The sequence below is a fragment of the Burkholderia cepacia genome (assembly GCF_001039005.1).
In the GTDB taxonomy this organism is placed as follows: domain Bacteria; phylum Pseudomonadota; class Gammaproteobacteria; order Burkholderiales; family Burkholderiaceae; genus Burkholderia; species Burkholderia theae.
The window spans coordinates 1-24,257 of the sequence record NZ_LDWR01000082.1 but is presented as its reverse complement, the minus strand read 5'-3'; the positions used below and the strand labels follow the sequence as shown (position 1 = coordinate 24,257).

The 24,257-nt window shown below is 66.3% G+C and carries 27 protein-coding genes; 15 read left to right on the top strand and 12 right to left on the bottom strand.

What is annotated here, in order from left to right:
• Positions 1–12: 12 nt before the first annotated feature.
• Both VL15_RS36180 and VL15_RS36175 read left to right on the top strand, forming a co-directional pair.
• Complete coding sequence (locus VL15_RS36180) at positions 13–888, top strand: SDR family NAD(P)-dependent oxidoreductase (protein WP_048251582.1); 876 nt, start codon at positions 13–15, stop codon at positions 886–888.
• A 1-nt stretch (position 889) separates the two neighbouring features.
• A complete protein-coding gene (locus VL15_RS36175; protein WP_048251580.1) occupies positions 890–1,714 on the top strand; it encodes an SDR family NAD(P)-dependent oxidoreductase in 825 nt (274 codons plus the stop codon).
• 36 nt (positions 1,715–1,750) lie between these two features.
• Here VL15_RS36175 and VL15_RS36170 read toward each other — a convergent pair whose 3' ends face one another.
• From VL15_RS36170 to VL15_RS36155, 4 genes are all read right to left on the bottom strand, one after another.
• Positions 1,751–1,999, bottom strand: coding sequence for a hypothetical protein (locus VL15_RS36170; RefSeq protein WP_048251579.1), 249 nt, complete (start codon positions 1,997–1,999; stop codon positions 1,751–1,753).
• A gap of 118 nt (positions 2,000–2,117) precedes the next feature.
• The gene (locus tag VL15_RS36165) at positions 2,118–3,092 is read right to left on the bottom strand and encodes a threo-3-hydroxy-L-aspartate ammonia-lyase (RefSeq protein ID WP_048251578.1); all 975 of its coding nucleotides are present in this window, start codon (positions 3,090–3,092) and stop codon (positions 2,118–2,120) included.
• Positions 3,093–3,152: 60 nt separating this feature from the next.
• Entirely contained in the window at positions 3,153–3,791 is a 639-nt protein-coding gene (locus VL15_RS36160; RefSeq protein WP_048251577.1) for a helix-turn-helix transcriptional regulator, read from the bottom strand.
• A 61-nt stretch (positions 3,792–3,852) separates the two neighbouring features.
• A complete protein-coding gene (locus VL15_RS36155; RefSeq protein ID WP_048251576.1) occupies positions 3,853–4,368 on the bottom strand; it encodes a YbaK/prolyl-tRNA synthetase associated domain-containing protein in 516 nt (171 codons plus the stop codon).
• 300 nt (positions 4,369–4,668) lie between these two features.
• Between VL15_RS36155 and VL15_RS36150 the strand changes: the two genes are divergently transcribed.
• From VL15_RS36150 to VL15_RS36125, 6 genes are all read left to right on the top strand, one after another.
• On the top strand, positions 4,669–5,268 hold the full coding sequence (locus VL15_RS36150) for a DJ-1/PfpI family protein (RefSeq protein WP_048251597.1): 600 nt from the start codon (positions 4,669–4,671) through the stop codon (positions 5,266–5,268).
• A 135-nt stretch (positions 5,269–5,403) separates the two neighbouring features.
• Positions 5,404–5,703 (top strand): DUF6881 domain-containing protein, encoded by a 300-nt coding sequence (locus VL15_RS36145; RefSeq protein ID WP_048251575.1) that lies wholly within the window; start codon positions 5,404–5,406, stop codon positions 5,701–5,703.
• Positions 5,704–5,817: 114 nt separating this feature from the next.
• Positions 5,818–6,507, top strand: coding sequence for an alpha/beta fold hydrolase (locus VL15_RS36140; RefSeq protein WP_048251574.1), 690 nt, complete (start codon positions 5,818–5,820; stop codon positions 6,505–6,507).
• A 292-nt stretch (positions 6,508–6,799) separates the two neighbouring features.
• Positions 6,800–7,069: a hypothetical protein gene (locus VL15_RS36135; protein ID WP_048251573.1), complete on the top strand. Its 270-nt coding sequence runs from the start codon at positions 6,800–6,802 to the stop codon at positions 7,067–7,069.
• 336 nt (positions 7,070–7,405) lie between these two features.
• The gene (locus VL15_RS36130) at positions 7,406–8,371 is read left to right on the top strand and encodes a hypothetical protein (protein ID WP_048251572.1); all 966 of its coding nucleotides are present in this window, start codon (positions 7,406–7,408) and stop codon (positions 8,369–8,371) included.
• Positions 8,372–8,416: 45 nt separating this feature from the next.
• Positions 8,417–9,052, top strand: a complete 636-nt coding sequence (locus VL15_RS36125) for a glycoside hydrolase family 75 protein (RefSeq protein ID WP_048251571.1) — start codon at positions 8,417–8,419, stop codon at positions 9,050–9,052.
• Between the two features lie 249 nt (positions 9,053–9,301).
• Here VL15_RS36125 and VL15_RS36120 read toward each other — a convergent pair whose 3' ends face one another.
• Positions 9,302–10,018 carry an EthD domain-containing protein gene (locus VL15_RS36120; protein ID WP_048251570.1) on the bottom strand — a complete coding sequence of 239 codons (717 nt, stop codon included), beginning with the start codon at positions 10,016–10,018 and terminating at the stop codon, positions 9,302–9,304.
• A gap of 51 nt (positions 10,019–10,069) precedes the next feature.
• Positions 10,070–10,582 (bottom strand): nuclear transport factor 2 family protein, encoded by a 513-nt coding sequence (locus VL15_RS36115; RefSeq protein ID WP_048251569.1) that lies wholly within the window; start codon positions 10,580–10,582, stop codon positions 10,070–10,072.
• Positions 10,583–10,794: 212 nt separating this feature from the next.
• Here VL15_RS36115 and VL15_RS36110 point away from each other — a divergent pair, with 212 nt between their 5' ends.
• The 5 genes from VL15_RS36110 to VL15_RS36090 all read left to right on the top strand — a co-directional run bounded on the left by VL15_RS36110 (position 10,795) and on the right by VL15_RS36090 (position 16,259).
• Positions 10,795–11,295, top strand: a complete 501-nt coding sequence (locus VL15_RS36110; RefSeq protein ID WP_048251596.1) for a nuclear transport factor 2 family protein — start codon at positions 10,795–10,797, stop codon at positions 11,293–11,295.
• Positions 11,296–11,345: 50 nt separating this feature from the next.
• Positions 11,346–12,212, top strand: a complete 867-nt coding sequence (locus VL15_RS36105; protein ID WP_048251568.1) for an SDR family NAD(P)-dependent oxidoreductase — start codon at positions 11,346–11,348, stop codon at positions 12,210–12,212.
• Positions 12,213–12,221: 9 nt separating this feature from the next.
• Positions 12,222–12,977, top strand: a complete 756-nt coding sequence (locus VL15_RS36100; protein WP_048251567.1) for an SDR family NAD(P)-dependent oxidoreductase — start codon at positions 12,222–12,224, stop codon at positions 12,975–12,977.
• Positions 12,978–13,086: 109 nt separating this feature from the next.
• Positions 13,087–13,863 (top strand): glucose 1-dehydrogenase, encoded by a 777-nt coding sequence (locus VL15_RS36095; RefSeq protein ID WP_048251566.1) that lies wholly within the window; start codon positions 13,087–13,089, stop codon positions 13,861–13,863.
• 527 nt (positions 13,864–14,390) lie between these two features.
• On the top strand, positions 14,391–16,259 hold the full coding sequence (locus VL15_RS36090; protein ID WP_048251565.1) for a phosphoenolpyruvate carboxykinase (GTP): 1,869 nt from the start codon (positions 14,391–14,393) through the stop codon (positions 16,257–16,259).
• A 105-nt stretch (positions 16,260–16,364) separates the two neighbouring features.
• Here VL15_RS36090 and VL15_RS36085 read toward each other — a convergent pair whose 3' ends face one another.
• The 5 genes from VL15_RS36085 to VL15_RS36065 form a co-directional block, all read right to left on the bottom strand.
• Positions 16,365–17,273 carry an NAD-dependent epimerase/dehydratase family protein gene (locus VL15_RS36085; RefSeq protein ID WP_048251564.1) on the bottom strand — a complete coding sequence of 303 codons (909 nt, stop codon included), beginning with the start codon at positions 17,271–17,273 and terminating at the stop codon, positions 16,365–16,367.
• Positions 17,274–17,346: 73 nt separating this feature from the next.
• The gene (locus VL15_RS36080) at positions 17,347–18,183 is read right to left on the bottom strand and encodes an SDR family NAD(P)-dependent oxidoreductase (protein WP_048251563.1); all 837 of its coding nucleotides are present in this window, start codon (positions 18,181–18,183) and stop codon (positions 17,347–17,349) included.
• 37 nt (positions 18,184–18,220) lie between these two features.
• The gene (locus VL15_RS36075) at positions 18,221–18,979 is read right to left on the bottom strand and encodes an SDR family oxidoreductase (RefSeq protein ID WP_048251562.1); all 759 of its coding nucleotides are present in this window, start codon (positions 18,977–18,979) and stop codon (positions 18,221–18,223) included.
• Between the two features lie 40 nt (positions 18,980–19,019).
• Positions 19,020–19,877: an SDR family NAD(P)-dependent oxidoreductase gene (locus VL15_RS36070; RefSeq protein WP_048251561.1), complete on the bottom strand. Its 858-nt coding sequence runs from the start codon at positions 19,875–19,877 to the stop codon at positions 19,020–19,022.
• Between the two features lie 3 nt (positions 19,878–19,880).
• Positions 19,881–20,297 (bottom strand): nuclear transport factor 2 family protein, encoded by a 417-nt coding sequence (locus tag VL15_RS36065; RefSeq protein ID WP_048251560.1) that lies wholly within the window; start codon positions 20,295–20,297, stop codon positions 19,881–19,883.
• A 449-nt stretch (positions 20,298–20,746) separates the two neighbouring features.
• On the opposite strand from VL15_RS36065, the gene VL15_RS36060 reads away from it, so the two are divergent.
• Together VL15_RS36060 and VL15_RS36055 are read left to right on the top strand one after the other, a co-directional pair.
• Complete coding sequence (locus VL15_RS36060; RefSeq protein WP_047903855.1) at positions 20,747–20,956, top strand: hypothetical protein; 210 nt, start codon at positions 20,747–20,749, stop codon at positions 20,954–20,956.
• A gap of 289 nt (positions 20,957–21,245) precedes the next feature.
• A complete protein-coding gene (locus tag VL15_RS36055) occupies positions 21,246–22,742 on the top strand; it encodes an FAD-dependent oxidoreductase (RefSeq protein ID WP_048251559.1) in 1,497 nt (498 codons plus the stop codon).
• A 102-nt stretch (positions 22,743–22,844) separates the two neighbouring features.
• On the opposite strand, the gene VL15_RS36050 is transcribed toward VL15_RS36055, so the two are convergent.
• Positions 22,845–24,257: acid phosphatase (locus tag VL15_RS36050; RefSeq protein WP_048251558.1), on the bottom strand; the 1,413-nt coding region annotated here is incomplete at its 5' end.

Here is a 24,257-nt window from a genome sequence, read left to right as displayed (position 1 = left end):
ACAGGAGACAACATGACCGACACCCGAGCCCCGATCCTGGCCGGCAAGTGCGCGCTCGTGACGGGCGCGAGCCGCGGCATCGGCCGCGCGATCGCGCAGCGCCTCGCAGCCGAAGGCGCGACCGTCGTCGTCACCGCACGCAGCCTCACGCAATCGGCTGGCACCGCCGGCACGCTCGCCGAAACGGTCGCGCTGATCGAACAGGCCGGCGGCCGTGCGATCGCGCTCGCGGCCGACCTGTCGAACGCTGCCGAGCGCGACGCGCTCGTCGGGCGCGCGGCGCAGGCGGCCAGCGGCCTCGACATCCTCGTCAACAACGCGGGCGTGGCCGACTACGCATGCATCGACGCGATGCCGATGACGATGTTCGACACGACGATCGAACACTATCTCCGCATTCCGTTCGCACTGGCGCAGGCCGCGATCCCGCTGATGCGCGCACGCGGCGCCGGCTGGATCGTGAACGTCGGTTCGGTGACGGCGCTGCCGCCGCTGCGGCCGTTCGACGATTTCTCGCGGATGGGCGGCGCGACCGTCTACGCGGCGGTGAAGGCCGCGCTGTCGCGCTTCACGCAGGGGCTCGCGGCCGAACTCGAAGCCGACGGCATCGCGGTGAATCTCGTCGCGCCGAGCACGGCGATCCGCACGCCGGGCGCCGCGCGCTACATCCCCGAAGGCTATCCGACCGAGGACGTCGCGTATCTCGCCGAAACCGCGCTCGCGCTGTGCAGCCTGCCGGCGCGCGAACGCACGGGCCTCGTCACGCACAGCCTGCATTTCCCGCTCGCGCAGCAGCTCGCGGTGCGTTCGCTCGACGGCCGCACGCCGCTGCCGCCACCCGTGATTCCCGCGTACGCGCATCCCCACATCGACCCGACAGGATTCTGATATGACGAAATCGATTCGTTTCGACGGCGGCACCGCCGTGATTACCGGCGCGGCCAGCGGCATCGGCAGCGGGCTCGCGCGCCACGCGGCCGCACTCGGCATGCGCGTCGTGCTGGCCGATCTCGATCCGGCGAGGCTCGACGCGTTCGCCGCGACGCTCGATACCGACGTGCTGTGCGTGCCGACCGACGTCAGCCGGCCGGAAGCCGTCGACGCACTCGCGGAGGCGGCATGGCAGCGCTTCGGCGGCGTCGACCTGCTGTTCAACAACGCGGGCGTGATGGCGACCGGCTTCAGTTGGGAAATCACGCCGGAACGCTTCGAGCGCAGCTTCGCGATCAACGTGCACGGCGTGCTGAACGGGATCCGCAGCTTCGTGCCGCGGATGCTCGAACGCAACGTGCCGGCGCGCGTCGTGAATACCGCGTCGGTCGGCGGGTTCCTGCCGAGCCCACTGATGTCGCCTTATTCGGCGACGAAATTCGCGGTGGTTGCGCTGACGGAATCGCTGTACGGAGAACTGAAGATGCTCGGCGCGCCGGTCGGCGTGTCGCTGCTCGCGCCGGGCCCCGTGCAGTCGGACATCTTCAACGATCCGTTCGGCGCCGCGCACGACCGGCCCGAGGTGCGCGGCTTCGTCGACACGATGCGCTCGATGCTGAACGCGCACGGGCTCACGCCCGACGCGTTTGCCGAGCGGGTGTTCGACGGCATCCGCGAAGGGCGCTACTGGCTGATTCCGCAGCCGGAGACGATCGACGGCGCGCTGCAGCGGCGCACCGACGACATTCTCGCCGCACGCGACCCGTCGCTGCCGTCGTTCTGACGACGCACGCGCGCGGCAGCGGCGACTCGCGCGCCGTTACATACGGGTGCCGGCGTGCGCGCGGCCGCTCGGGTCGCCGCCGCGATCGGGCGGCGTATTGTTCTGATCGATCTTCGCGAGCACGAAGCCGGCGGACGGCAGCGCGGCGGGCGAACGATGCGTCGCCTGCGCGACTGCATCGCGTGGCGAGGCGGCGGGAAAACCGGATGACGTAACGCCCGGTTGAGCGAACGCCGAAAGGGAAGCGGCCGCCAGGGCGGCGGCGACGATCGCGTGCGTGTTCATGTTGGCTCCTTCACGACTGACTGCGGGACAACGTAATCAGTCTAGGGCGCGAAACTTAACGCGATGTGAAGGAGCGTCGGTGCGCGGATTACACGATGTTCCCGCGCGCCGTGACGCATCATGCCGATGCCGACACCAGCTTGCAGAAGTTCTCGAGATCGACGTTGCCGCCGCTGATCACCACGCCGACGCGCTTGCCCTGCAGCTGGTCCTTCATCCGTCGCACGGCCGCGAACGACAGGCAGCCGGTCGGCTCGACGACAATCTTCATACGAGTCGCGAAGAAGCGCATGCAGTCGATCAATTCCGCGTCCGTCGCGGTCAGGATGTCGTCGACGTCGCGGCGGATGATCGGGAACGTCAGGTTGCCGAGATGCTGCGTCTGCGCGCCGTCGGCGATCGTGTGCGGCGTGTCGATATGCACGATCGCGCCGGACCGGAACGATTGCTGGCCGTCGTTGCCGGCTTCGGGTTCGACGCCGTACAAGGTTGCGCGCGGCGACAGCGCGCGCGTGGCGAGTGCGGTTCCCGACAGCAGCCCGCCGCCGCCGAGCGGTGCGAATACCGCGTCGAGCGGGCCGACTTCGTCGAACAGTTCCTTGGCCGCCGTGCCCTGGCCGGCGATCACGTCCGCGTGGTCGTAGGGTGGGATCAGCGTGAGCCCGTGCTTCGCCGCGAGATCGCGCCCGATTTGCTCGCGATCCTCGGTGTAGCGGTCGTAGGTCACGACGTTGCCGCCGTAACCGCGCGTCGCGTTCATCTTCGCGACCGGCGCATCCTGCGGCATCACGATCGTTGCCGGGATGCCGAGGATGCGCGCCGACAGCGCGATCGCCTGCGCATGGTTGCCGGACGAGAACGCGACGACGCCATGGCGGCGCTGCTCCGGATCGAAGCGCGACAGCGCATTGAATGCGCCGCGAAACTTGAATGCGCCCATCCGCTGCAGGTTCTCGCACTTGAAGAACACCTGCGCGCCGAGCGCTTCGTCGATCGTCCGCGACGTCATCACGGGCGTGCGGTGGGCATGGTCTGCGAGCCGGGCCGCGGCGGCGGCAACGTCGTCGTACGTAGGCAGAGTCGGAGAGTTCATGGTGGTTCGAGGGTCGGAAAGATCAGTCAACAGGAACGCAGCGCGCACGACGCGCACGCATCATTTCGCATCGTTGTACACCGTCGCGCGCGATACGCCGAGATGCTGCGACACGATTTCCATCGCGCGGCGCACCTCGAGGAAGCCGTCGGTCTTCAGCGCCTGCATCAGTTCGCGGCGCTGGTCGGTCTTCAGTTCGCGCGGCGTCGTCGCGAGGCGCGACGCAAACGCGTCGATGCGTTGCCGGATCGCGTCCGCGCCGGCCGGGTCGAGCGTTTCGGCGACGGTTTCGCCATCCGTGGCGCAGAACTGATTCAACATGCCCTGGAAGCCGCGGAACAGCGTGACGTCGGCATTCAGGCACAGCGCGGCCACGTAGCGCCCGGTCGAATCCTTGATCCCGATCGACGTGCTTTTCGCGGTGCGGCCGTCGGCGAAGCGGTTCGGGTAGTTCGCGAGTACTTGCGGGAAATCGTCGTCGGCGATGCGCGCGAGGCCGAGCTCGGTCGCGGGATCGCCGACCGCGCGTCCGGACAGGTTGTTGTGGATCGCGAGGATCGCGTGCTGCGGCGTGCGCAGGTCGTGGACCACGACCTCGGTGAACGGCGCGAACATCTCGCCGAGCCCTTCGGCGATGCGCTGCACCTGTTCGATCAGCGACGCCTGCTCCGACAGCGCTTTGTTCCGGGTTGGGGTCATGGTGTATTCGCGTTCAGTGAGGCGGGCGGTTCCGCATCGATGCAATGGGCGCCGGAAACGGTCATTCGGCGAGTGCGTCGCCGTCCGCCGCTTCCGGCCGCGTGATGTCGGCCAGCAACGGGCGTGCGATCCGCACGTAGTCGGCCGCGTCGAGCACGACCGAGCGGTCGAGGCGGCCCGCGTTGAAGGCGATCTCGGCGTTGCGTTCGACCAGTGCGGGATCGACGACGAGCGTCACGTTGGCGTCGAACACGAACGGCGGCACGGCGCCCATCACGCAGCGCGTGACGGCGGCCGCGAGGTCGGGGGAGGCGAGTGTTGCCTTGCGGCGGCCGACGGCATCGGCGACCTTGCGGAAGTCGATCTTCAGGTGGCCGGGGATGACGGCAAGCGCGGTGGTGTCGCCGCCGTCCTTGAAGGTACAGAGCATTGCTTTCGCGCCCTGTTCGGGGCGCGTGCCGCGGATCGCGGCGATGACGTCGGATTTACCTTCCGCCGGATGCTCCAGCACGCGGAAGCGTGCGCCGGAGGTCGTCAGCAGGTCGCAAAGCGTGTCGAAAACGGGGTAGGCGTTCATGTCGCTCCGGGGAGGCTGGGCCGGGGAATCGCGGTGTGCACGGGGTGAGGCGTGTGCCACGTGGTGGTCGATGGATTGTCCAATTATAGACGTTTTGTCACGGAGGTGGTGGAAGTGTGGGTTGCCACGGGGGGCGGCCGTGGCCATCGGGAAAAGGGGATCGAAGGAACGGTTCTTTGCGGAATGGTGCGGAATGCGGGGAGAACTGTCGGCGTTCAGCCAGGCAGCGTCGTTCACCGACGCTTCCAGATTGTCGGCGATCTGGCAATATGCTCCGACAGACCTCAGATACGGCACCCCATGCACATCGCGATCCTGACCTTCCAAGGCTTCAACGAACTCGACTCCCTCATTGCACTTGGCGTGCTCAATCGAATCAAGAAGCCCGACTGGCGGGTAACGCTCTCATGCCCGGAGCATTCCGTCACTTCGATGAATGGCGTGACTGTCCACGCGCAGTCAACGTTGGCGGACGCCTGCACGGCGGATGCCGTCATCGTCGGGAGCGGCATTCAAACCCGGGAGATCGTCAACGATGCGGCACTGATGGCGCAGATCAAGCTCGATCCTGCCCGGCAACTTATCGGCGCGCAGTGTTCGGGCACGTTGGTTCTGGCGAAGCTGGGCCTCCTCGGCGGAGTCCCGGCCTGCACGGACCTCACGACCAAACCCTGGGTAATCGAGGCGGGCGTCGACGTCCTCAATCAGCCGTTCTTCGCTCAAGGCAACGTTGCAACCGCGGGTGGCTGCTTTGCGTCGCAGTATCTGGCCGCATGGATCATTGCGCGCATGGAAGGTGAAGAAGCCGCGCGGAGCGCACTGCACTACGTTGCGCCGGTCGGAGAGAAGGAAGCGTATGTTTCTCGCGCGATGACGAACATCACGCCTTACTTGCCGTAACTCAGTAAAAAGTGGCACTGCCTCCGGCGAAGAAAGCCGACGTTTGATCGGCGTCCTCACGGATGGCAGCCGTCCTCCGCATTCGGAACGTGGCGGCCAAAAGCTATCGTCGACAACATCGCAACGAGAAGAAGCATGATCGCCATCGACGTCGCATGGAAGCACGCTTTTGATACAGAGCCGGTCCGTCTCGTTTCGGTGCTTGACCGTGATCGCTACGAGGTGCGCAAGCTCGAGTTTTTTCGCGATGGCCGAGTGGGGTTTGCCGACGAAACGAGGTCGTCGCAGGGGACGGCGCTAGGAACCGTTCCGGTGCCCTCGCTGGTCGAGATCAACGAGGATCCGGAATTCGACGCACAAGAGACCACGTTGGAAATGTTCGACACGTTATGGTCTTGCCACGTGGCACCTATCGACAACCTCGACCAAGCTTGACCAGAAGCGGCCAGCCGATAACCTCGGCCAGATTACGATCAATTGGTCTGCCGCTGCATCGTGATGCGAGCGCAACCCGTTGGCCCGATTCAACTGCCAGCCCGAACCATTCCGATGTCGCTACCGCTCATATTTCTACCGGCGATGCCGTGTGATGGCCGCATGTATGCCGACCAGATCGAAGCGCTCAAGGACCTTGCTTCACCGACCGTGAAGATATTGGCGCACGCAACCTTCGCCGAGAGTGCCGAGAAGCTCCTGACATTGACGAGCGGCACGTTCGTTCTCGTTGGTACCGCATATGGCGGGTGCGTCGCGATGGAAGTGCTCGCGAGAGCGCCAGACCGCGTCCGCGGACTCTGGCTGATGAACTGCCAGCCGGGCGTTCATCCGAACCCGGATGCCGTTCGTGCGACTAGCCGGAGAATCCGCACCGGCGAGCATGAGCGCGTCATTGCGGAGTTTGCCGAGAATGCAATCCCGCCTGACGATCGCACATCACGGGCTGCGTTCATTCAGATGGCTCGCGATGCCGGTGCGGAGTTGTTTGCCCGTCAATCCGACTCGACGCTGACGCGTTCGGATCATTGGTCGACCCTGGCATCGAGCAAGGTCCCCACGTTGCTCATATGGGGCGCCGCGGACCGCTTCGTGCCCGTCGACGTTGGCCGCCGCATCGCCGGCTTGATGCCGCACGCCCGTTTCGAATCAATCGATGGATGCGGCCATTTCCCGACCCTGGAGCGGCCCGCGCTATGCACGGCGATCGCGCGCGAGTGGTTGATGGAGTCGGTGCTCGGTTGAATCGTGCGTGAGAGGTGGCCGCGTGCCCGATTGCGCGGGGTGGTGCTCGGCCATAATGAGGCAGTCGACGGTAGTATCAGGATTGTCGACAATTAAAAGATGCTTCGGATTGCTGTCGCCGCTACCGCCAGACAAACCAGATTCTGAGACGCTAACGAGCTATGGCGCTTACTTCCATCGTGGTACACGGCGTAACCAGTGCGGGAAAGATCCGTTCGCGGCTGCGCCTCAGGACAGTTCGGAAGTACTGGTCCTTCATAGCGCGCCTCGAGTGGTGACCGGAGTCCATTGGGTGTTCTTGAACAACGGGAGCGTGCAAGGGGCGGCAGCGGTAAGGGTGAAAGCAAACAGGAACCGTATTGGGCCACCGCTGGACAAGGCGATTGAGAGCATGTGGGGCTTCACTTTGAACCATGGTCGGCACTTGAGCGAAGGCGAGGATTGTTCGCATGACGACACCGAGCTTATCGTAGGCTTCGCTGCTGCACCGGGTGCCTACCTCATCGAAAATGAGTGCGTAGATGGAAAAACCGTCTTCAAGGGACTTGTGATTCTCATTTAACAACCTGCTAACCCCGAAAGCTTCATTCAGTTGTTCGTGATCCATGATTCGACATGACCTATCACCGGCCATGTTCCTTGAACGGTCGTTCTAGGTGAGATGTGAGAACAACCTATGAAGCTTTGAATTGCGCTCCTAGGCTTAAAGCTCGCTTGTCGATGTTTGATCGGTATCCTAGTATTCGTCGTTGTAGTTTGCGTTCCAGCTTCCACTGTTCAGTTCGGGTCATTTGGCCGGCCACACGCGCAGGGGCGATGTGTTGTCTGTTCCGTGTTGATCCATGGGCTGATTATGTTTACGTCGCCAGAATCCTCAAATAATAGGCGGAGAACGACAATGAGAATCGCGCGGGGACTTGCCGGGGGCATCATCCTTTCGATATTTTGCGCATGCGGCACGATCAAGCCGATGGAACCCGCAGATGCGAGCAGTGTGGCGAGCATCAATACGGCACTGGGAAAGCGCGCGAATGAATATCAAGCCGAAAGCGCGAAATGGGGCGGCACGGAAGCATGGAACAACATTCCTCTGATCGTGCTGGGCGCCGGCGGCGTAGCGGCATCGGCGTTTGCAACGGGTGCTGCCAAGGGCAATTGGGTAGTCGGGCTGGCGTTGACGGCGGGCGCATGGGCGTTGGGTTACTCGACCCTCGCGCCGGATACCAAGCAGGATGCGTATTCGACCGCCGCCACGCAGTTGTCGTGTCTCGCGGACAAATCGAAACGCGCGGATGACAGCCCGAACACCGGACTTAGCACTGAGTCGAAACAGCTTGTGTCTAGCGTAAAGATCTTGACCGATGGCATCGACCACGTGAATGGGCTGCGCGCCAACGTGCCTTCCAAGCTCGACGATAACGGCAAGAACGCAGTCGCCGCAGCGGACGCGATCGTCGCCAAAGCGAAAGGTGCGCTCGACGCGGGAAATGCCGAACTCGACGCCAGAAGCTCCATTCCGCTCACGCTGAAAAGCCTGCTATATGCCATCGACCGGAAAACGCAACTCGCCGCACGTAGCAAAGTGCTGACCGTCGCCGACGTGACCGGCGCGCTTTCCTCGGTCAAGGGGGGCGCACCGACTGGAGGCGGAGCTGCGGGCGCTGTGCCCACGGGTGGCGTCGGGTCGGGTGTGCAGAATCTGGTTTACGGTATCGACAAGCTTAGCGGTGCAACCCACGAATACGCGGATGCGGCGAACAAGCTGAGCATCGCAGCCGATCCTGTCGCCAACAACCCTGTCGTTGGAGGAAAGATCTACACAGGTACACTCGCTTCGTTTGCGCAATGTACGAGTGACAAGTAAGCGCTAAACCGCGTTTAGCTAATCTCTAATCACAAAGGTGATGCAATGCCAAGACTAATCGGCACAATTTCTGCCCACGGGTTCGCAAGTGAAATTGTCGAGGACGACGATCAGCGCGTCTATTACACGGCAGACGCGGATATCGACGCGGATGGTGCGAACGGACAGAATGGCGAGCAGGCGGCTTATATGGTTGGCGATCAAGGCTCCGAGTTTCTTGCGAACGGCGGTATGCGAATGGTGGACGGCAAGGTGATTTGCGCCCACGAGTGGGCGCGCAGCATTGTCTTGCTCGATACCGATAACGAACCAAAGGTTTTTGCAGGCGGGGTGATTGCATCAACAACCTGGTATCGCAATCGTGCCCGGCTGGCATCGGACCCTGCGTCGTATGTCGATGCGCAGACGATACCGTACGTCGTAGTTCCCCCGCTTATTGTTACTTCAGTAATCGGAGTGGTGCGCGGCTGTAGGGCGCGCGTGACGTGGCAAGGGAAGAGCGTTGACTGTGTCGTGGCAGACTTGGGTCCGGCTAACAGGATTGGTGAGATCAGTATCGCCGCGGCAGACGTACTGGGTATGAACAGCAGTCCGCGCAATGGAGGGGTCAACAACCCCGAGGTCCTTTACGAGCTATGGCCGGGACTTCCGGCGCCCGGTTTCGAATTGCAACCTGCTTGAGACAACTTCTCGCTGCGGAATTTGAGGCATGCACGATTTGTGCGTGTCGTTTGCACGGGAATTCGTGGAGCACGGATGGACTGACTTGCAGTCAGGAACGTGCCTTTTGAGTAGAGCGTGGGAGTCGAAATCGGGCATACATGCGCCGGCGCCAGCGCTTTGCCGGCCTGCGCAGGAACACAAGACAAACCTTGGACAAAAGCAATCGAGCCGCGCGGCCACACCCGCGCGGCTCGCCACCACCACAACCTATCCCCGCACCGCCTTCACCACATACTGACTCGTCGGCACCACATCGATCTTGTCGAAATCGATAAACCGCCCGCAGCTATCCATCATCTCGGCCACATTGCGCTGAAACTTCTCGTCGTCACCGACCGCGTCGAAGAACGCATGCGGATCGGTCATTGCCGCGGCCGGAAAACACTCCTCGACGATCGCGTCATACCCGGGTGCCGCATGCGTGAGCGCGCGCACGACAACGTTCTGCACGTACAAAAAATTATCCTGCGTATCGATCGCAACACGCGTGTGATGCCCGTGCCACACGTCGAGCCACGCTTCGTGCGTGAGGCGCGGCGGCCGTTTCAGGAATGCGAGCTGCGAAAAACCTGCCGTGCGCTCGCCCGGCCGAGCCAGGAAGCGCGTGTTCGGAATCGGCTGCGACTCGGTGACGAGATACGCGGCCATGTGCGGGACGATCGCGCGCACCGCATCGTCGAACGGCTGGCGGAACATCGCGTTCGCGCTGTCGACCCACACCGCGACGATCCCGTCGATGCCCGGGTGCGTGTTGGTCTGCTTCAGGCCGGCGGCCGGCGCGACATCGGCGTCGGCGACGTTCACCTGCACGCCGTGCGCGCCGAGCGACAGCAGCTTGTCGGCGAGCTGCGCGCGCACCGTGCGGCTCCACTGATCGGGCGCGGCCTGTGCGTCGCGCCACAACACGTAAATGACTTTCTCCATTGCTCCGGCTCCAGAAGGGAATGACGGGATCGGCGGCGCTGCCGCCGGGGTTCAGGAAGCGGTTTCGGTCGATCCGGCCGCCTGGTGCGCGACCGGCGCGAACCGGTTCGCGGTCAGCGTGAACGACGGCGGGATCGGCGACGTGACGGTTTCGAACAGCCGCTCGTGACGCGTCGCGTGAATGCGCCACACGCCGTCGCGCTTCACGTACTGGTCGTCGTAGAACGCGGTGCCGTGCAGCAGGTAGTTGTCCTCGAGATTGATCGCGTGATCCTCGAGAAACCACACGCCGCACGCGTGATCGGCGGATACCAGCGTGAGTTCCGGGTGATGGCCGTGATGCATTGTCAGGAAGGTCGGCTTGCCGATCAGTTCGCGCAGGCTCGACACGAACGCATCGCGGCCGTCGTACGCGTAACGGCCGCCGTACAACCGCGCCTCGCAATCCTCGGTCAGGCAATCGGCGAGCAGCGACCAGTCGTGCGTGTCGACCGCGCGGAAATACCGGTATTTCAGCTGTCGGATCTGCTCGTATTCATGGAGCGTGCGGGTCGTGTCGTCCATCGCCGTGTCTCGTGGTGGTGTCGTTCGATGGTAGGAACGAAGCCGCCTGCATCACATCGTCTGTTCGGACGAAAGCCGCGCACGCATGCGACCGGCGCTGCCGCGACGAACCGCTGGATTAATCCGAACGGGTGATGGCCGGCGATTCGCGCGGCGGTAACGTGGCATCGACGCGGCCTTCGATCCGCGTCGGCACCGAACAAGGAGACGGGATGACCCTCATCGAATCGCTGGAAACGCGCGTGCGCAGGCTGGAGGATGCCGATGCGATCCGCCGGCTGAAGGCGCGCTACTTCACGTGCTGCGACCGCAAGGACCCGCAAGGGATGCGCGACTGCTTCGTGCCGGGCCGCGTGCATATCGACTACGGCCGGATCGGCACGTTCGACACGCGCGACGCGCTCGTCGACGTGTTCGAAAAACTCGGCTGCCATCCGCACATCGTCGAGATGCACCATGGCGTAAATCCCGACATCGCCGTGCTCGACGACACGCATGCGCGCGGCACGTGGGGCCTGCACTACCAGATGATCGACACGAACGCGCGCACGCTCACGCAGCTCGGCGCGTACTACGACGACGAATACCGGAAGGTCGACGGCGAATGGAAGATCGCGGCCACGCGCTGCGTCGTTACGTCGACGCTGTCGGCCCGCTACGAAGGCGACACACCGGGCGTGCTGTTCGCCGGCGCGCAGCCGCCGGCCGCCTGACGCACGCCATCGCCACGCGCATGGCGGACATTCCACTGGAGACATCGAACATGACACAGAACCACGAGACGCCGGTCGCCGTCGTGACGGGCGCATCGCGCGGCGCGGGCAAAGGCATCGCGCGCGCGCTCGGCGCGGCCGGCATGACCGTCTACGTGACGGGCCGCTCGCAGAACGAAGGCGATGCGCCGCTGCCCGGCACGATTCACGAGACCGCGCGCGAGATCGACGCGCTCGGCGGCCGCGGGATCGCGGTGGCCTGCGACCACGCGGACGACGCGCAGGTGAAGGCGCTGTTCGAGCGCGTCGAACGCGAAAGCGGGCGGCTCGACATTCTCGTCAACAACGCGACCTACCTGCACGATCAGCTGATCCTGCCGGGCCCGTTCTGGGAGAAGTCGCTCGATCTCGTGAACATCCTCGACGTCGGGCTGCGTTCGGCCTACGTCGCGAGCTGGCATGCGGCGGCGCTGATGGCGAAGCGCCGCAGCGGGCTGATCGCGTTCACGTCGTCGTTCGGCGCGAGCTGCTACATGCACGGCGCGGCGTACGGCGCGCAGAAATCCGGCGTCGACAAGTTCGCGAAGGACATGGCCGTCGACCTGAAGCCGTTCGACGTCGCGGCCGTGTCGATCTGGATGGGCCCGCTGCGCACGGAGCGCACGACGCGCGTGTGGGACGAGCATCCGGACCTCTACAAGGAATTCTCGCTCGTCGCCGAAAGCCCGGAGTTCACGGGCCGCGTGATTCACGCGATCCACGGCGATCCGCAGCGCATGGCGCTGTCGGGGCAGGTACTCGTCGGCGCGGAAGCGGCGCTGCAGTACGGCATTGCCGATCTGGACGGCAAGCAGCCGCCGTCGTACCGCGAACTGCTCGGCGGGCCCGTGCAGGCGCATCCGGCGATCGTCGCTTAAGGGGCGCTCATGGGCATCCTGAAGGGCAAGGTCGCGCTGGTGACGGGCGCGGGGCAGGGCGTCGGCCAGGGCGTCGCGCACGCGCTCGCGGCCGAGGGCGCACACGTCGCGGTGGTCGGCCGCACGCGCGACAAGCTGCTCGCGACCTGCGATGCGATCCGCGCACGCGGCGGCATCGCGGCGCCGTTCGTGTGCGACGTGATGGACGCCGCGCAGATCGCGCATAGCGTCGACGCGGTGGTCGAGCGGTTCGGCGGCGTGCAGATCCTGATCAACAACGCGCAGGTCGTGCCGCTCGGCCGCCTGCTCGACGTGACCGACGGGGATTTTCTGGCGGGGCTCGAATCGGGGCCGATGGCGACGCTGCGGATGATGCGTGCGTGTCATCCGCATCTGAAGGGCGACGGCGTGATCGTCAATTTCGCGTCGTCGGCCGCGGTGCGCTGGGATGCGTCAGGGTACGGCGCGTATGCGGCGACCAAGGAGGCGATTCGTGCGCTGACACGTGCGGCCGCGTGCGAATGGGGCGCGGACGGCATTCGCGTCAACGCGGTCGCGCCGCATGCGTTGTCGCCGGGCCTGAAAGGCTGGGTCGATGCGAATCCGCAGGAAGCCGCCGCGTTTTTCCGCACGATTCCGCTCGGCCGCGTGGGCGACTGCGAGCAGGACATCGGGCGCGCGATCGTATTTCTCGCGAGCCGCGATGCCGCGTACCTGACGGGCGCGACGCTGCCGCTCGACGGCGGGCAGGCTTACTGGGGCTGACGGCGGGGCTGACGGCGCGCGGCGTGGGCCGCGTGCCAATCACGAATTCGGCACGCACGCGCATGCCTGCGCGTGGCGGCCGGCAAACCGGAATCGAAGAGAGGACGACATGGGTCGACTGGAAGGAAAAGTAGCGATCGTCACGGGCGGCGCGCGTGGCATGGGCGCGGCAACGTGCAGGCTGTTCGTCGAAGAAGGCGCGCGCGTCGTGATCGGCGACGTGCTCGATGCGGAAGGCGAAGCGCTCGCGCGCGAGCTCGGCGATGCGGCGCGTTTCATGCGCCTCGATGTGGCCGACGAAGCGAGCTGGGTGCGTGTGGCCGAAGCGACGGTAGAACAGTTCGGCCGCATCGACGTGCTCGTCAACAATGCGGCCGTGCTGACGTTCGGCGGCATCACCGAGCTGTCGAAACGCGATTTCGAACGCGCGGTGTCGATCAACCTCGTCGGCACATTCGTCGGTATCCGCACGATCGCGCCGCGCATGATCGAGCGGAAGAGCGGGTCGATCGTCAACATCTCGTCGGTGGACGGCCTGCGCGGCGTGAACGCGCTTGCCGCGTACGTGTCGAGCAAGTGGGGCGTGCGCGGGCTGACGAAGGTCGCCGCGCTCGAACTCGGTCACCAGGGCGTGCGCGTGAATTCGATTCATCCGGGCGGCGTGAACACCGTGATGTCGAACCCGACGGGTGCGCCGCTCGAGGAGATCAACAAGCATTATGCGAACGTGCCGCTGCAGCGCGTCGGCCTGCCCGACGAGATCGCGCGCGCAACGCTGTTCCTTGCGAGCGACGAAGCGTCGTACTGCAACGGCGCCGAACTGGCCGTCGACGGCGGGATGGCGGCAGGCGCGTATTACCCCGGATTGCCGGGCGCGCCGTTTTGAGCAGGGGCGTACATCAAGCATTCGACCCGGATGTTTGTGTACGCAACCTAATTCAGGGTTTGCCTGAGTAGCGAAAACACGAATTCGCCGGGCGCACATGCGCGATCGTCATGCATGCGTCCGGCGAGCCGAATTTATCGCTTCCCCGAAACCATTGCCGGATGGACGTTCCGGCCGTTTCGTCCCCGAAAGCGGACACGTCGACGCCGTCGACCTGACTTGCGGGCAACGCATGTGCCGGCACGTCGTCACAGTTGTTTCTTGTTGCAACGCAGCGCCCGAGCAATATCGGCGATGGTATGCTGGCCGGCATGGAAGTTGTAAGGCAGGTTGCATGCATGGCGAAACTCGCGTTCGCATCTTCTAACGAGACATCACATCCTCTCGCCCGCATCGCGGCATCGACACGCGCACAGCTCGCGTGTACCGCGCTGCGCGTTGCTGCGTCCTGCGCTCCAATCGCATTCCCCATCTGGCGGGTTCACCCCGCATTCCCCATCCCCGCCCAATAATCTGGAGACATCCTCATGTCGCAAAACAATCTGGCCGAAGCGACGACACACGGCCCGCTGATCGCTCCTCCGGCTTTCGTCAAACATCGCAAGCTGATCGACTGGGTGTCGCGTATCGCGGCGCTTACGGAGCCCGCGCGCATCGTGTGGTGCGACGGTTCGCGGGAAGAAAACGATGCGCTGTGCCAGGCGATGGTCGACCAGGGCACGCTCACGCGCCTGAACCCGGCGAAGCGCCCGAACTCGTATCTCGCGCAATCCGATCCGTCGGACGTTGCACGCGTCGAGGATCGCACGTTCATCTGCTCGGCATCGCGCGATGACGTCGGCCCGACCAACAACTGGATCGAGCCCGCCGAAATGCGCGAGACGCTCAACGGTCTGTTCCGCGGCTCGATGCGCGGCCGCACGCTGTATGTCGTGCCGTTCTCGATGGGCCCGCTCGGCTCGCCGATCGCGCACGTCGGCGTCGAACTGTCCGACAGCCCGTACGTTGCGGTGAACATGCGGATCATGACGCGCATGGGCCGCGACGTGTACGACGTGCTCGGCGAGGACGGCGAATTCGTGCCGTGCGTGCACAGCGTCGGCCATCCGCTCGAAGCGGGCCAGCAAGACGTGCCGTGGCCGTGCAACCCGGTCAAGTACATCGTGCACTTCCCCGAAACGCGCGAGATCTGGAGCTTCGGCTCGGGTTACGGCGGCAACGCGCTGCTCGGCAAGAAGTGCTTCGCGCTGCGCATCGCATCGACGATGGGCCGCGACCAGGGCTGGCTCGCCGAGCACATGCTGATCCTCGGCGTGACGTCGCCGGCCGGCAAGAAATATCACGTCGCGGCCGCGTTCCCGTCCGCATGCGGCAAGACCAACTTCGCGATGCTGATTCCGCCGCAGGGCTTCAACGGCTGGAAGGTCACGACGATCGGCGACGATATCGCGTGGCTGAAGCCGGGCCGCGACGGCCGCCTGTATGCGATCAACCCGGAAGCCGGTTTCTTCGGCGTTGCACCGGGCACCGGCGTGAAGACGAACCCGAACGCGATCTCGACGCTGACGGAAAACGTGATCTTCACGAACGTCGCGCTGACGGAAGACGGCGACGTGTGGTGGGAAGGTCTGACCGACACGCCGCCCGCGAAGCTGACCGACTGGCAGGGCAACCCGTGGACGCCGGAGATCGGCAAGGAAACGGGCCGCAAGGCCGCGCATCCGAACTCGCGCTTCACCGCACCGGCCGCGCAGTGCCCATCGATCGACGGCGACTGGGAGAACCCGGCCGGCGTGCCGATCGATGCGTTCATCTTCGGCGGCCGCCGCTCGACGACGGTGCCGCTCGTGACCGAGGCGCGCGACTGGGTCGAAGGCGTGTACATGGCCGCGACGATGGGCTCGGAGACGACCGCCGCCGCGGTCGGCCAGCAAGGCATCGTGCGCCGCGATCCGTTCGCGATGCTGCCGTTCTGCGGCTACAACGTGAGCGATTATTTCGCGCACTGGCTGAAACTCGGCAAGCAGCTCGAAGGCGCGGGCGCCGCGTTGCCGAAGATCTACTGCGTGAACTGGTTCCGCAAGGATGCGAACGGCAAGTTCGTGTGGCCGGGCTTCGGCGAGAACATGCGCGTGCTGAAGTGGATGCTCGATCGTCTCGAAGGCACCGGCGGTGGCGGCGAGCATGCGTTCGGCGTATCGCCCGCGTATGAGGATCTGCACTGGGACGGGCTCGATTTCACGCGCGAGCAGTTCGACGCGGTGACGTCGATGAACGCCGACGAATGGCGCGAGGAGCTGAAGCTGCATGCGGCGCTGTTCGACACGCTGAAGCTGCGCTTGCCGGCCGAGATGACCGACACGATGAAGAAAATCGAACAGCGCCTCGGCGCCTGACGATCCGCCGCGACGCATCGCCGCGTCAACCCTGACGTCCCGCCGCCGGCATGCATCGCCGGCGGCGGGACGTTTTCGCATCCGCGCCGCGTGTGCGCGGTTCGTTTACTGCGCGCTGCAATGCGCGACGACCTCGTCGACCGCGCGCTGCACGTCGCCGCGCCGGTAGCGCAGCAGTGCGCTATCGGCCGGATCGGGCTCGTACGACACGACATTGCCGCGTCCCGTGTAGATCGCCATGTCGGGCAATAGCGGATGCTCCTGGTCGAGCGACGGCACGGGTTGCGGGTTGCCGGCCGCGCGGAAGAATGCCGCGAAGTAGTCGGCGAAGCTGAGGTTCTCGTCGCCGACGAGGTAGGCCTTGCCCGCTTCGCCACGCTGAAGCGCACCCCAGATTGCTTCCGACAGCGATTGTGTCGAGATGAAGTTGCTGCCGCCTGCCGGCCCGTACACGGGCAGCCCCGCGAACTGGCCCCGCGCATAACCCGTGTACGCGGCGAACATCTCGTTGCGCAGCCCCGGCACCGACCCGACGACGAACGGCGCATTGACGCTGCACACCGCGAACGGCGGCGTCGCGAGTGCACGCACGCGTTCGTCGGCGAGATGGCGCGAGCGCACGTACGGCACGGTATCGACGAGCGCCGGTGCGACCTGCGGATAGAAGCTGCCGACGAGCACGGCGCGCTTCACGCCCGCGTCGCGCGCGAGCGCGAAGAAGCGCGGCACCGCGTCGACGTTCGCGCGTTCCCAGTGCGCGGCTTCGTCGGTGCCGGGCGGCAGATGGCGGATGTCGTTGCCGGCCGCGAACACGACTGCGTCGAACGGCGCGAGATCGTCGCGCGTGAAGTTGCCGGCCACGTAGTCGCGCAGCAGCACGTCGAACTGCGCGAGCGTGCTGCCGGCCACGGGCGGCTTGCGCGCGGCGAGGGTAACGTGGTTGCCCTGCGCATGCAGGTGCAGCGCGGCATGGCCGCCGATGAGGCCGGTGCCGCCGACGATCAGGATCTTCATGGTGTCTCCGGTGGCGGCGCACGCGCGCCGCGAGAAATGAACGGATGAAGCCGCGCGTGCGCGCGGCCGTCGCTCAGAAATTGAAGCCGTTGCCCGTGACGACGGGCATGTTGGTCCAGAAGCCGTTCGGGTCGCGATACCAGCCGGCCGCCGCGAGCGCACCGCCGTCGACGTGCAGCGTCGTGCCGGTGACCCACGCGGCGAGCGGGCTCGCGAGGTACAGCGCGGCGCCCGCGATGTCGCTGGCCGTGCCGAAGCGTCCGAGCGGAATCCAGCGCGGGATGTGGTCATGGTGTTCGGCCGCGACCATCGCGCTGACGGGTACCTGCGGCGTCTCGGTGGTTTCGGGCGCGATCTGGTTCACGCGGATACCGGCCGGCCCGAGTTCGAGCGCGAGGCTTTTCGTGAAGCCGGTGAGCGCGGCCTTGAACGATGCGTACACCGAACAGTTCGGAATCGCGCGGAAGCCTTCGATCGACGACACGCCGACGATGCTGCTCCCCGCGCCGCGCTTGCGCAGCAACGGCAGCATCGCGCGCGTGACGACGAACACCTGGCGCAGGTTCACGTCGAACAGCCGCGCGATGTCGTCGTCGGTGTAGTCGTCGAACGGTTTCGCGATCTGCAGGAAATCGCCGACATTGTTGACGAGCACGTCGAGGCCGCCGAAGCGCGCGTCGACCGTTCGCGCGAACGCATCGACGTCGTCGCGTCGTGTGACGTCCAGGGTGCCGACGAGCGCGTCGACGCCCGCCGCTTCGAGCGCCTGCCGCACGTCCTGCGCGCGGGCCGCGTCGATCTCGGCCACGGCGACGCGCGCGCCCGCCGCGCCAAATGCTTCCGCGCACGCACGGCCGATGCCCGCGCCGCCGCCCGTGACCAGCACGGTCTTGCCGGTGAATGAAATCATCGATGCACTCCTTCGAATGGAAAAGCGTTGCGCCGCGTCACAGCGACGACACCAGTTGCGCGTTGTCGATCCGCAGTTCCGCGCCGTTCACGAAGCGCGATTCGTCGGATGCGAGGAACAGCACGAGATTCGCGACGTCCTGCGGGTCGCACATGCGCGCCATCGGATCGCTGCCGATGCCGAGCGCGGCCGGGTCGAGGTCGGGCATCAGTGCCTGCGTCATCGGCGTCCAGATCCCGTCCGGGTGGATCGAGTTGCAGCGGATCCGGTAGCCGCTGCGCTTGCAGTGCACGGCGACGCTGCGCGCGAGCGCCGTCACCGCGCCTTTCGAGCCGGTGTACGCACACATCATCGGCAGCCCGCCGAGCGCGGCGACCGACGACATCATCACGATCGAGCCCGGCGTGTCGTTGCCCTTCATCGCGCCGATCGCGTACTTGCAGCCGAGGAAATAGCCGTCCGCATTGGTGCGCATCACGCGCCGCCACGTGTCGAGGCTCGTCTCCTCGATCGAGCCGACCGGGCAGATCGCCGCGTTGTTGACGAGCACGTCGAGGTGGCCGAAGCGGTCGAGCGTCGCGGCGAGCGCGTGCCGCCAGCCGTCTTCGTCGGCGATGTCATGGCGCACGAACAGTGCCGCGTCCCCGATCTCGCGCGCAAGCGCACGGCCTGCGTCCTCGTCGATGTCGGTCAGCACGACGCGTGCGCCTTCGGCGGCGAGCAGCAGCGCATCCGCGCGGCCGACGCCGCTTGCCGCGCCGGTGATCAGCGCGACCTTGTTTGCGACTCGATTCATGGTCGGTCGATGTCCTGTGAGGTTGAAAGAAGGCGGGCGCTCATGCGGCGCCCGGTGCACGGCCGGCCTTGACCGCATCGAGCGCGGCCGCGCCGTAGATCTGCGCGATCGTGTCGTCGACGCGCGGGTTCGTGCGCAGCTCGTGGCCGCCGTCGACCGCGAAGCTCTGGCCGGTCACCCAGCCCGACTCGGGGCCCGCGAGATAGCGCACCGCGTGCGCGATCGCTTCGGGTTCGCCGAGCGTGCCGAGCGGGATCTGTTCGAGAAAGCTGTCGACCAGCGCACGGTTGTCGAACATCGGCGCGGTCGCTTCGGAGCGCGTGAGGCCCGGGCGCACCGCGTTCACGCGGATCTTCGCGCCGGCCAGTTCCTCGGCCGCGCCGCGCACGAGCGCTTCGAGCGCGGCCTTCGCGGTGCAGTACGCGGTCAGCCAGCGGAAGTTGATCTGCGCGGCGGTCGACGAGATACAGACGATCGCGCCGCCGCCGCTCGCGGCCAGCCGCGGCGCGGCATGTCGTATTGCGGCGAACGCGCTGTGCAGGTTCAGGTCGATTTCGGCGCGGAACGTGTCGGCGTCGTGCATCAGCAGCGGCCGGAAGCCGGCGCCGCCGACCGTCGGCACGACGATGTCGAGGCGGCCGTCGAGCGCCCACGCACAGTCGAGCGCGGCCTGCAGGTCGGTTTCGTCGCATGCATCACCGGCGTGGATCGCGACGCGGCTGCCGGGCACTGCGTCGGTCAGGTGCCGTTGCGTGCGTTCGAGCGCGTCGCGGCGGCGGCCCATCAGCACGACGGCCGCGCCGTCGGCGACGAGCGCGTGCGCGCAGGCCGCACCGATACCGCCGGCGCCGCCCGTCACGAGCGCGGTGCGGCCGTCGAGGGGAAGGGAGGTGCGCATCGTTCAGCCCTCCAGCGGCAGGTCTTGCGCCCAGTCGACGTGCAGCGTGCGCGCGGCGAAGCGCCACGTGCCGCCGTCGAACACGCAGCGGTCGCGATAGCGCAGCCCCCAGTCGAGCTTGCGCTTCACGCCGTCGCGTACGTAGATATGGCATGCGACGCCGTAGGTCTCGACGTCGGCCTCGCCGCCGTCGAGCGTGACGAGCTGGTTGTGCACGTGATGCTGGGTCGCTTCGTAGCGCTCGATCACGCGCATGCCCGCGACGATCGCATCGCGGTCGTCGAAGCGGAAGCCGGGGCCGGCAAGGGTTGCATCGGAGGTGAAGAGGCTGGTGAGCCGCGGCCAGTCGCGCCGGTCGACGGCTTGCGCGTAACGGCACGCGAGTTCGTACAGCGCGTGGCGGGGATTCGAATCGATCATGCGTTGCTCCCGTGGAAGAACGGAAAGAGTCGGCCGCGCCGCGAATGCGGACGCGGCGGCATTGCGACGTCGACGCGCAGGTTCGCATCGGACCGATCGCGATCCATCATCCATACGGAGCAGGGCGAGGCTCGGGGAAAACACCGGGGCCGGCAGCCGCGCGTTGCGCGATGGTGCGTCGCAGCGGCCGACGTACGTCATGGGTCTGATGATTGACTTGTCCGGTCACGAAAGGCGCACGACGTGCCGTGTTCCCTCCGCGCATGCGAATCCGTTGCTTGCGATGCTGCGACGCCGCATGCCGTATGACCTCCGCTCAGCGTTTGCCCCTAGTCGAAATGGACGATGGCTGGCGGCCGGGCGCTGGCTACCGTGCAGTCATCCGGTGCTGCAACAGAGGCGCACCGGACACGAACCGCACGAGCGGCCAACCGGAGGGGACGACGATCATGAGACTGACGACTCGCAAGCTGTGCGTATTGGCAATGGGCACGTTCGCTGCCATGGCGATGGCGCGATACGGAGCCGATCAGGTCCCGTCGCCGCCGTATGCGGCCGGCATCCTGCAATGCCGCTCGGTCGACCCGAACGGCCTGCCGACCGGTTGCGTGCCGATCGATCCGTCGCACTTCGGTTTCGCCGCGTTGCGCGGCATGTAACGCCGGCGCGGCCGCGCGCCGCGCGGGCCGGCAGCCGTCGCGTTGCGGCGGCACACGGACGGCTTTCGTCGGCGTCACGGCGCAAGCGTCGCGCGTCGGCGCGGCCGCTCTGCCAGGCCGGCTCAACGCGGTTCGACTTCAACCGCGCATCAGACGGCGCACGGCTTGCGTTCGCAGTGCTGCGCGCTCGTAGCGGCAATGCGGCGACGCCAGCATCAGGCCGCGTGTCCGCAGGCCCGCACCACACCCGTCGTTCCCCGCCGATTTCCTTCACGCTGACCCATTCCCCATGTCATCCGACCATTCCCTGACCCGCCCCCTGAACACCCGCGACGTACATCGCTGGGACGCCGAGCACGACGTCGTAATCGTCGGCTTCGGCGCGGCCGGCGCATGCGCGGCGATCGAAGCCGCGAGCGCCGGCGCCGACACGCTGATCGTCGAACGCGCATCGAGCTACGGCGGCACGAGCGCGCTGTCGGGCGGCGAGATCTACCTCGGCGGCAGCGGCGGCACGCCCGCGCAGCGGCAGGCCGGCTTTCGCGACGAAACCGAGGACCTGTACCGCTACCTGATGCTCGCGGGCGGCCGCGACGCCGACGCAGCGAAGGTGCGCCTCTACGCGAACGAAAGCCTTGCGCATCACGACTGGCTGGTCGCGCAGGGCCTCACGTACAAGAACACGTTCATCGCCGAGCGGATCGTCGAACCGGAAACCGACGACTGCCTGATCTGGTCGGGCAGCGAGGAGGCCTGGCCGTTCAATGAGGCCGCGAAACCGTGCCCGCGCGGCCACACGCCGCAATGGCCGGGCTGGGGCGGCGGGCAGATGCTGATGCGTGTGCTGGCGGAACGCGTGGCGGCGCTCGGCGTCGCGACGCGCTACGACACGCGTGCGCTCGCGCTGATCGTCGACGACGGCGGCGCGGTGCGCGGCGTCGTGCTGCGCGCGTATGGCGAGACGGCGTTCGTGCGTGCGCGCCGCGCGGTGATCCTGTGCGCGGGCGGCTTTGCGATGAACCGCGACATGGTGCGCCGCCATGCGCCGCAGTTCCTGCGCTCGGACGAACCGATCGGCAGCCCCGGCGACGACGGCTCGGGCATCCTGCTCGGCCAAAGTGCGGGCGGCGCGGCGATCCACATGGACCAGGGTTTCGTCAGCCTGCCGTTCTATGCGCCCGAATCGCTGATCAAGGGCATTTTCGTGAACGCGCGCGGGCAGCGCTTCATCAACGAGGACGGCTACCACGGCCGCACGGGCCATCACGCGTTCCACCAGGCCGACGACCGCATCTACCTGCTCGTCGACCACGCGACGTACCAGGAGCCGCCCGCGATCGCGCGGATCGGCATCGCGGCGGCCGGTGAAACCTGGGAGGAAGTCGAACGCGACCTGCAGATGCCGGCCGGTACGCTGACGGCGACTGTCGACGTCTACAACCGCCATGCGGCCGAAGGCGCCGATCCGCTGTTCCATAAGGCGAAGAAGTGGCTGCAGCCGCTGATCGAACCGCCGTTCGTCGCGCTCGATTGCCGGATCGACTACGCGTTCTATCCGCATTTCACGCTCGGCGGGCTCGACACGCTGCCGACCGGGCAGGTGCTCGATGCGGCGCGCGCGCCGGTGCCGGGCCTCTATGCGGCCGGGCGCACGACGTGCGGGCTGCCGCGCTGGGGCGCCGGGTACAGCTCGGGGCTGTCGCTGGCCGACGCGACGTTCTTCGGCCGGCAGGCCGGCCGTCACGCCGCGCTGGCGGTGCGCGACGCATTGCGCAGCGCCGCGTAGTGGTGCCGTAAACGAAAGACGCCCCGGGCAATCGATCGCATTGCCCGGGGCGTCGTCGTTTCAAGCGGTCACGCGATCACCGATCTCGCGACCGACCGGCCGTCAGCCGAGGTCGAGCGCGTTCGTGAGATCGCCCGGCGGCGTCTCGCCGCGCGCGGCGAACGCCTTGTTGCGCGCGGCCACGCCGTCGAGCGGCGCGAGCCCGTGCACGCGGCTGATGAAGCGCAGGATCGAGTTCGTGTCGTACAGCGTGTGATCGACGAAACCCTTTTTCGCGAACGGCGAGATCACGAGCGCCGGAATCCGCGAACCGGGGCCCCAGCGGTCGCCGACCGGCGGCGCGACGTGATCCCACCAGCCGCCGTTCTCGTCGTGCGTCATCACGATCACGGTGTTCGCCCATTGCGGCCCGCGTCGGATACGGTCGATCACGGTCGCGATGTGGCGGTCGCCCGATTCGATGTCCGCGTAGCCCGCATGCATGTTGAGGTTGCCCTGCGGCTTGTAGAACGTGACGGCCGGCAGGCGGCCCGCGTCGATATCGGCGATGAAATGATTGGTCGACGGTTCGTCGCCGAGCCCCGCGTCGCGCAGGTGCTTGCGGCGGGCTTCGGTGCCCGGCGCGTAGTTCACGAAGTAGTTGAACGGCTGGTGGTGGTACTGGAAATCGGGCACGTTGCCCGTGTCGCGATGTTCGAGCGCGTACTGCCACGCGCCGCTGTACCACGCCCAGTCGATGTTCTTCTCCGACAGGCGGTCGCCGATCGTCGCATAGCCCTGCGGCGGCATCACGCGATGGTCGGCCGGATCCGCATACGCGGCGTTGCCCGGGTCGGGGGGCGGCACGTAGCTCGGCTGGTACGGCGGCGCCATCGTGTTGACGCCGTAGCCGTCGGGCGTCAGCGAGCCGTCGACCGCGAACTTCGGCGGGCCGTCGAGCGCGGACGCGGGCGAATCGTCGGCGAGCTTCAGGCGCGTGCCGGCCGGATCGTCGCCTTCGACCTTCGACAGCAGTTTGGCCGCGTGCGGATGCTTGTGCGCGTCCGGATACAGCGGCGGCTGCGCGGAGATCAGGAACATGTGGTTCATCCACGAACCGCCGAAGGCCGCCATGAAGAAGTTGTCGCACAGCGTGTATTGCCGCGCGAGATTCCACAGCCGCAGCGTGTCGGCCGAATTGCGGTAATGGCCCATCACGAGGCCGCCCGAATCGGCCCACGCGGCGAACTGGTTGTTGCGGCCGGCCGCGATCTGCATCTGGTTCTGGTAGAAGCGGTGCCACAGGTCGCGCGTGATCACGCCGTTCGGCAGCGGCTTGCCCTGCGCATCGGCAACCCGGAACGGCGCGTTCGGCAGCTTGTCGATGTCGCGCTCGGCGATCGCGTAGCGCTTGCCGTCCACTTCCTGCGCCTGCGGCACGAGCCCGCCCCAGATCTTCGGCAGCACGGGCAGCGGCGTCTTGCCGTCGCGGTCGAGCTGCTGCGCCTGCTCGGGCCGCACTTCGCTCAGCGGATG